Origin of the sequence: Vibrio sp. VP6 (assembly GCF_028823755.1) — a bacterium.
GTDB classification, from domain to species: domain Bacteria; phylum Pseudomonadota; class Gammaproteobacteria; order Enterobacterales; family Vibrionaceae; genus Vibrio; species Vibrio parahaemolyticus.
Genome location: NZ_JAPEID010000066.1, coordinates 1 through 7,764 on the forward strand (window position 1 = coordinate 1; position 7,764 = coordinate 7,764).

Below are 7,764 nucleotides of genomic sequence, written 5' to 3' on the forward strand. Positions count from 1 at the left end.
CGCTCAGATCGTAGTTTCTTGATTTAGTTCCATCGAATTACGCAACAAAGCCACAGCAACCCATAGTGAAATGACGATCAGCATCATGAGAACAACTCCTGAAGTGCCCCATCTAAGCCGAAGAACTTAGCTCTCTCATAAATCACAGAACGCTTAGAAAGACCTGGCGTTCGGAATTCACCTGAGATTTTTCCTTCATCACCTACGCCATTGTTCTCAAAGCGGAAAATGTCTTCCATCACCACGCTGTCCCCTTCGAGGCCAACGATCTCACTGATGAACAATATTTTACGACTACCATCATGCAGTCTTCGTACTTGGACGATCAGATCGACCGCACTCACGATAGTGCGACGAATCGCCTCAAGCGGTAGGCTTGCTGTAGCCATCATTACCATACTCTCGACACGCGCAATTGCATCACGAGGGGTGTTCGCGTGCAGTGTTGACATAGATCCATCGTGACCGGTGTTCATCGCTTGAAGCATTTCAAATGCCTCACCGCCACGACACTCACCGACGATGATTCTGTCTGGTCGCATACGAAGGGCGTTAATCACCAAATCTCGGGCGGTAATTTCACCAGTACCTTCGACACTTGCTTGGCGCGTTTCCAAACGCACAATGTGCGGCTGCTGCAACTGAAGTTCGGCAGCATCTTCAATGGTGACAATACGTTCACCACTGCCGATAAAGCCTGACAAAGCGTTCAGTAGTGTTGTCTTACCAGAACCAGTACCACCTGAAATAAGAATGTTGCACTTGCAGTGGCTCGCAATGGAAAGTAGCTTCGCCATTTCAACGGACAGCGCGCCAAACTGAACCAAGTTTTCCAACTTGATTTTTTGCTCTTTAAACTTACGAATTGAGATTGAAGTACCATCAATCGCAAGAGGTGGTATTACGATGTTTACACGACTACCATCTTCTAAACGCGCATCACAGAGCGGTTTCGATTCATCAATTCGACGCCCTACATTGGATGCAATGCGTTTGGCGATAGTATTGAGCTGCTTTTCATTGACGAACTGGATTGGCGACTTCTCTACCTTGCCGTTGATTTCGATGAAAATATCTGACGGGCCATTGATCATAATGTCCGAGATATCATCGTTATCAACCAACGCTTGAAGCGGCCCTAAGCCTTTAAGTTCATCCAGTAGTGCTTTGACGAGATCTAAACGCTTCAAACTGCTGATTTGCAGTTGCTTTTTCTCGATAAGAATATTGACGGAATCTTTTAGTTGGCTTTCAAGCTCCAATGGCTCGACATCGACTAAAGAAGCGGCATCAAGCGCGTCAAAGATTTCGTCTCTTATGTCAATATAAACTTCTTTTAGGTGATTCATTTCTTAAACCACGCGAACTTTTTCTGCACTTTGACTTTTTTACCAGTCAGCGAATTCACCATATTTGCAATAGCTGGGGTGAACTTAATTTTCGCCGTATTGTGAATGCCCTGTTGGATGATCAACTTTTCCAAATTGGCTTCATAAACGAAATCAATGGTGTCTTTCGCTTTAATTTTTTCTTTGGCGCCTTGGAGAGGCATCATGTAATCCTTCTGCGATCGAGTCATAGAAAAAATGATTCGATGCTCGGCCTTTCCTAATTTTTTCTTTATCGAGTGGTAAGCGCGTAACGAGGCAACAGAAGGTTCACAAACAACAAAAATGCGGTTGTATCTTTCATTGATGTCTTCTGAAGTCAGTTCGTTTATCGCATTTAAAGGCAATGAATCTATGATGAAGTTGTACTGATCCACCAGCTCATTAGAAATTCTAAATAGAGAGTCTGCATGGTCGCTTATGCATGCAATGTTCTTTTCAAGGGCAAGGAAATCAAGCTTGTCTTTGATCGGGTGTACATAGCTCCCAGCAATTGCGGCATCGAGCTCAGATTGGTTTAAATCGATGCTATTTTGTTGCGCCTTTAGCCCTTTTAAACCCAAGAAAATATCCGAATTTAATGCCAGCGTATCGTGTTCAACAAGCAACGTTTTTAAGCTCGCTTGCTGGCTCAAGCTATGGGATAAAAAAGCACTGATGGTTGACACGCCAACACCGCCTTTACTACCAAGCATCAAGACTCTTTTAGCGATTCGCGACTTTTTCTTCACCGTTGGCGAAAATGTGTCTTTACCAGACTCTTTTAATGCGCCCAACAAGCCATCAAGTTCCGGATCCCAAAGAATGTAGTTCGCACCTAACGACAGCACTTTGTCACGCATCAAGATTGAGTCCGTGTTGCTCAACACAATCAGAGAGATGCTCACATCTAATCTTGAAGATATTTCCGCCACTTCCGAAACAAGCTCGCCACAATCTCGCAAATCAAGAACGACATGCTTTATTTCTGCACTTGTTTTGTGCCAACTCTCATCATCGATATCATCTACTTTAAGAGGTGATGCGAAACCTTCGATCGCATAGAGCTCATCGATCGCTTGCAGAAAAGCCATATCATCTGAAACAACCAGATCAATGGTGTTATTCTTTTTGTCTTTACTCGATGAAGTCGTTTTGAATAGGTTATCTAAATCCATTTTTTACTCCACGACAGGATTCGTCATACTCAAACGTCTGTTGTATTCCAAGCTGCATCCAAATGGATGATTTTTAAGAGTATTGAATGAAACTGCATCACAGGTTTGTTCTTGAATCTTGTGATACTTCGCGACAATTTTTACACCTTTGCCCTCACTGTTTGCGTTCAGTGTGTATCGCAGTTTATTTACGCCTTTGGCTTTGATTTCTTTTACAAAACCATCAACAAATTGACTCTCTTCGGTGTCGTAATTGATTGCAAACGTAGACTTTGGGTATTGGCTATTGATTTGATTAACAAAGTTAACCGACTTATCCATTGCCACGTCTTTGTTGGTGACTCGAAACTCAAAGGTTTCCACAATGGTGTCTACCGTCGTTTTATTTGGGGTTACCGATACCGAGCAACCGGTCAGTAAAACGGAAACGACCAATAATAGGTTTGCCTTCATTAGTTAAAGCCTCCCGCCTTTATCGTATTTTCCAATTCTTCGTCATCAACTTTCGAAAGATCGAGCTTCAGCAAGCGCTCAAGGTCACTCGTTCGCTCGAACTTCGGCAGCTTGATGTCGGTTTCTTTGACAGGGTCGACAAGATTAACTGTCGCGACGATGATCAACTCCGTCTTTCTTCTTTCGGTATTGGTCTTACTGAATAACGCACCAAGAATTGGGATGTCGCCTAGATAAGGAATTTTTGCCAATGACTCCTGCTCTTCCGACGTTAAAAGACCAGCTAACACGAAGCTTTGGCCATCTTTCAGTTGAACTGTTGTCTGAGCTTTTCGAGTTCGTAGCGAAGGGACGCTAACTAGACCGGAGTTCACACCATTGGTTTTATCAATCGAGCTCACTTCTGGTAGCAGTGACAGGCGGATGTTTTCTGAATCTGTCACCTTAGCAACCATAGACAGCTTTACCCCGTATTCTTTATAAGTTACGGAAATACCATCGTTGTCTCGAACGGTAATTGGGATTTCACCACCGACAAGAAAGCTCGCCGATTCGCCAGAAATTACCGACAAGTTTGGCTCAGCCAGCACTTGGCCGATACTGTCGTTGCCACTCGCTGAGATAACCGCGACGATATCTTCTGCCGTAAAGTCCAGAATTTTGTTGACGAACTGACCAGCACCGCCAATCGACTTACCATTCGTCTCTGCGTATGACACGCCGAGTTCTGTTAAGAATGAGCTCGAAACCTCTGCAACCGTCAACTTCACATTGATTTGATCGGTAGTGAGCACTTTTAGGTTGTTGATGATATCTTCGAAAACGTAAGTAGCTGTATAGTCAAGCGGATCAACGGATTCTCCATTTGCGCCAGAAAGCTCAAAAGTATTTCTTTGCTTACTCTTTTTCAGCATCTCGCCAACATGGCGGTAAACTTTGTCTTTGATCTCTTCGCTGCTAACAACACCATCAATGACTATTTGCTCACCAATATTGGTCAGCTTAATGTCTTCATCTGGATATCTCGCAATAATGGTTTGCTTTAAAAGTCTTAGACTCTTGTTGACTACCACTTCTGCGTTATAAATTTCGTTTCCGGCTCGGTCATAAGCAATGATCGACGTTGCACCACGACCGATACCGTAAATCACGAGCTTCCCATTTGCGATTACCTTGTAGTCCGCAATTTGAGTGTCTGCGACAAATACTGTGTCGATGTTGCGTTTTACGTTAATGGTTTTTGCTGCGCCTTTATCTAAGCTCAATAGCTCCCCTGCGGAGACTGAAGCTGGGAGTAATAGCGCCACTCCTAATGTGACTAATAGTATATTTTTATTGAACACCCTTAATTCCCTCTCAGCTGTCGAACGCCAAATCGATGCTCAATTAAATCGCTACTTTTCACAGATAAGTATTTATGAACCATCTTTGCAGGAACCAACGTTATAGCTCCGATCTTTTGTGCCATTTCAAGCTTAAGTACTTGTTTAACGGTCAACGCGATGATCAAGCCATAGTCTTCGTTTGACGAATCATCTTCAGACACATTCATCGCCTGTAAAACTAATGCACCATCAATAATGACGTTGCTTGTTAAACTATCGATATCGGAATAACCGCTTTCTAATAAATTCGATTGAGATGAGGTTGTAGCGACAAAGCTGACGCGGTCGCCAGGTTGTATTGGTAACGCCTCAACAATGCTACTGCCTTGAGAAAGGTAGTAATAAGGGACCTGATCTTTTTTAAGCGAAAGATACATGTAATCTTTTTCGCCGGGGTTAGAAACCAAGTTTGACGTTAGTTGAGTTCCTTCGGTGACATCTTTTGCCCATAGAGCGCCAGATTCAATCTTGATACTCGTATAAGGGGTATAAGAATGCTGTTTTGCTTCTGACTCTGAAAACTCACGAATATCAATTGCATCAATATTGACGGGATCAGCTTTGTTCACAGTTCGATTAACAAATGCGACTTGTACAAACACTTCATTTTCCACGACGGCCACAGGCTCTGGCTGGTCAAAGAAATCACTGACGTAAAAAAAGGCCAAAAACATAGTGATGGCAACAAATACAAAAATTAATGCTCTACTCATAGAATAAAAACCTTAAAAGAGAGGGTTTCCCCTCTCTCTAAATTTATAACGGGTTAACTTATCCTTGTTTACCGTCGGCAGTACCGCCTTTACTACCACTGCCACCGGCTGAATTAGCACTATCCATCGACGTAGAGATCTTACCCATTGCATCATTTAACGTTGTTTTCAAAGTGCCATCTTTGAATACAAATAGAATAATTGAAGACATTGCTACAGCGATGATTGCGTATTCCACAGCAGTGACACCACGTTTGTCAGACTTAAATTTGTTGCGGATATTACGAAGTTTAGAATTGATATTTAAAAGCATGTTTACCTCTATTTCCCTTGAATTAATCACTCATTTCGTGAACGAAGAAAATTTACATCAACAGAAACAATCACACCAATTAAGCTTTTTTATTTACATATAAGATGTTGTTATAAAAGTAATGAAATCCATTACATAATTTTTTATTATCCAAAATGATTTGAATTTAGAAGTAACACATTTAAAATAGTAAAATGAATTATATAAATTTTGCTTTATGGCTAACTTGCCTGGTTAATGTCTTACTCATATTCTATGGTGACATTCGCTATAGAATTGTGAAACATCGATTTCTTCTTATTATCTTCATTACTTCACTACTTAGCTTGTTCTTTACTCCAGAACCACTAACTCAGCTCGCAGTGAGTACCTCTGTTTTTATTTGTTTCTTTATACTTTGGTTGATAAATATTGTAGGCGGCGGAGATGTAAAACTCATTGGCGCACTTTTCTTAGGAGTGAACGATGAATATATGTTAGCGGCAATAGTAGCGATAGGATTACTGGGTGGGATTCAAATATTGGTTATGTGGTTAATGTCTGTTTATCGCAAAAAAACACCTTTTGAGAATGGTATCCCTTACACAATACCAATTGGTATAAGTGGGCTCTTTTTCTTCTACATGTCATTAATTTAATCATTATTAAAACAAACGCCATGTCTATTTATTCAATAGGCATGGCGTTTTTCTACATCACTTCACAACTGGTTAGTAAGCGACCCGTAGGTGGCCTACCAACCACGCCTTTAGAAGTAAGTCGGAATGTTTCGGTAATCAAACTTCTCAAACGTTCTTGGTCAATTTTCTTCGCAGCAGAGTCATTACACCATACGTACATCTCGATATACTTGGATAGCGGATATTGGCTACACTTGTAATCACCTAATGTCCAACTAGGACAGATAACAAAAGTATTTGCCGCTTGCAGTTCATTGATCATCAATCGAGAGGAAGAAGTGGTAAGCCAATGTTTTACCCTAGAGATATCCACCCGAGAAGAATCAAGCAATACCTCGGCATCTCGCCTAGTCAAGGTATTACAAAAGACGATTCGCTCAGGGTAGCACTCCTCAGGTTTGACGGCACAGTCGCAAGCTAAAATGTATTGCTCTCTATTTAGGGGGAAAACGCGACCTTCCACGGAAGTGGTGTCACCAATAGCGAAGACTAAATCGTGGTTATCTTTATCAACACAATTCATGTCGCTATAACTTGTAATAGCCAACTCGACGTCGTTATACACTCTAAAAGAGCTAATTACCTTAGCGACCAACTCAGGGGCAAATGAATCAGATATCGCAATAGAGTACCGATCAAACATATCTACTTGAGCCAATTCGTCAAATAATTGGTCATATAAAGACATTGTTCTGTCTGTATAACTAAGCAATATTTGGCCATGTTTAGTCAGATTGAATCCATCTTTTCGATCGAAGACTTCAGCCCCTATAGTACATTCAAGTTTTTTAATATGTTGTGAAACGGCTGGTTGGGTTAAATATAGACTTTCTGCTGCCGCAGTAAAACTTCTATGCCTTGCAACATGTGAAAAAGTGCGCAAGTACTTTACATCGATGGTACGTTTATTAGCTTTCATTTAAATAACACCAAGACCCAATAATTTTCCGATAGTTATAATTTTTATAAATCCATAAAGCTACAGATGAAGCCAGTTAATAAATAGCTCCCCTCTATAACTCAGTGTCTTATTTTACGTCTAAGCATTAAACAGTTGTATAAGAAACCAATTGCTTACTCATTGAGTTTACCACTGATCCGACAAGATAAAAAACATTGTAAATATCTGTTTTAACTATTATTTCACGTTGCGAAATAATTAATTAAAAAAAGATAACTTTATAATATTGTGTCTTAATCACCCCCTTTATAAGGTCTAAATCCCCCTTTAATTTTAAGTAATTACTTAATAATATTCATATTGGTTTATTTCATAACAAACAATATACATTATATGAACGACAATATTATTAATAGAAATTAAGTAATTATAAGAATACGTATATATAAGTATAAGTTACCGTTATTAAAAATCAATTCAAGACTAACCCATTTATACTCGAACGAAAATAGCAAACGTTTGCCATTTTCGTTCGAACTATAATATGGATTTAAAACGAATGTAAATACGACTATTCAATTAATAATGTTGTATAGATCATGATTCTGGCCATGAGATATGCTTATCATTCAGCTTTAACTTGGTTTCTTTTACGATATTCAAGTGGAGAACAATCATTTTCTCGTTTGAATATCTGCCTGAAAAACTGTGTATCAACATGGCTTTGTTGCGTAATTCGATGGAACTAAATCAAGAAACTACGATCTGAGCGGC

Annotated in this window: 8 protein-coding genes and 1 pseudogene; 1 reads left to right on the plus strand and 8 read right to left on the minus strand. The window is 40.2% G+C overall.

The window, feature by feature from the left end; translation table 11 throughout:
• Positions 1-83: 83 nt before the first annotated feature.
• From OU793_RS22880 to OU793_RS22905, 6 genes are read right to left on the minus strand one after another with little or no spacing between them, the layout of a single operon-like run.
• The gene (locus OU793_RS22880) at positions 84-1,349 is read right to left on the minus strand and encodes a CpaF family protein (RefSeq protein ID WP_005454188.1); all 1,266 of its coding nucleotides are present in this window, start codon (positions 1,347-1,349) and stop codon (positions 84-86) included.
• Positions 1,346-2,545 carry an AAA family ATPase gene (locus OU793_RS22885; protein WP_005454059.1) on the minus strand — a complete coding sequence of 400 codons (1,200 nt, stop codon included), beginning with the start codon at positions 2,543-2,545 and terminating at the stop codon, positions 1,346-1,348. The genes OU793_RS22880 and OU793_RS22885 overlap by 4 nt, the downstream gene beginning before the upstream one ends.
• Positions 2,546-2,548: 3 nt before the next feature.
• Entirely contained in the window at positions 2,549-2,998 is a 450-nt protein-coding gene (locus OU793_RS22890; RefSeq protein WP_024702892.1) for a hypothetical protein, read from the minus strand.
• Positions 2,998-4,341 carry a type II and III secretion system protein family protein gene (locus OU793_RS22895; protein WP_005454128.1) on the minus strand — a complete coding sequence of 448 codons (1,344 nt, stop codon included), beginning with the start codon at positions 4,339-4,341 and terminating at the stop codon, positions 2,998-3,000. Before OU793_RS22895 ends, OU793_RS22890 begins: the two co-directional genes overlap by 1 nt.
• 2 nt (positions 4,342-4,343) lie before the next feature.
• On the minus strand, positions 4,344-5,096 hold the full coding sequence (locus OU793_RS22900) for a hypothetical protein (RefSeq protein ID WP_005481305.1): 753 nt from the start codon (positions 5,094-5,096) through the stop codon (positions 4,344-4,346).
• Positions 5,097-5,154: 58 nt separating this feature from the next.
• A complete protein-coding gene (locus OU793_RS22905; RefSeq protein WP_005481274.1) occupies positions 5,155-5,409 on the minus strand; it encodes a Flp family type IVb pilin in 255 nt (84 codons plus the stop codon).
• Positions 5,410-5,603: 194 nt separating this feature from the next.
• On the opposite strand from OU793_RS22905, the gene OU793_RS22910 reads away from it, so the two are divergent.
• Complete coding sequence (locus OU793_RS22910) at positions 5,604-6,047, plus strand: prepilin peptidase (protein ID WP_024702891.1); 444 nt, start codon at positions 5,604-5,606, stop codon at positions 6,045-6,047.
• A gap of 52 nt (positions 6,048-6,099) precedes the next feature.
• Here the strand turns inward: OU793_RS22910 and OU793_RS22915 are convergent, their stop codons facing one another.
• Positions 6,100-7,008, minus strand: coding sequence for a LysR family transcriptional regulator (locus OU793_RS22915; RefSeq protein WP_159404325.1), 909 nt, complete (start codon positions 7,006-7,008; stop codon positions 6,100-6,102).
• A gap of 607 nt (positions 7,009-7,615) precedes the next feature.
• Positions 7,616-7,717: pseudogene (locus OU793_RS24940) on the minus strand (AraC family transcriptional regulator); the annotation flags it as partial.
• Between the last annotated feature and the right edge of the window lie 47 nt (positions 7,718-7,764).

Bases quoted from the DNA above. Each gene is read 5' to 3' on its own strand.
- OU793_RS22905 (WP_005481274.1), bottom strand. From the start codon at position 5,409: ATGCTTTTAAATATCAATTCTAAACTTCGTAATATCCGCAACAAATTT.
- OU793_RS22915 (WP_159404325.1), bottom strand. From the start codon at position 7,008: ATGAAAGCTAATAAACGTACCATCGATGTAAAGTACTTGCGCACTTTT.
- OU793_RS22890 (WP_024702892.1), bottom strand. From the start codon at position 2,998: ATGAAGGCAAACCTATTATTGGTCGTTTCCGTTTTACTGACCGGTTGC.
- OU793_RS22880 (WP_005454188.1), bottom strand. From the start codon at position 1,349: ATGAATCACCTAAAAGAAGTTTATATTGACATAAGAGACGAAATCTTT.
- OU793_RS22885 (WP_005454059.1), bottom strand. From the start codon at position 2,545: ATGGATTTAGATAACCTATTCAAAACGACTTCATCGAGTAAAGACAAA.
- OU793_RS22900 (WP_005481305.1), bottom strand. From the start codon at position 5,096: ATGAGTAGAGCATTAATTTTTGTATTTGTTGCCATCACTATGTTTTTG.
- OU793_RS22910 (WP_024702891.1), top strand. From the start codon at position 5,604: ATGAATTATATAAATTTTGCTTTATGGCTAACTTGCCTGGTTAATGTC.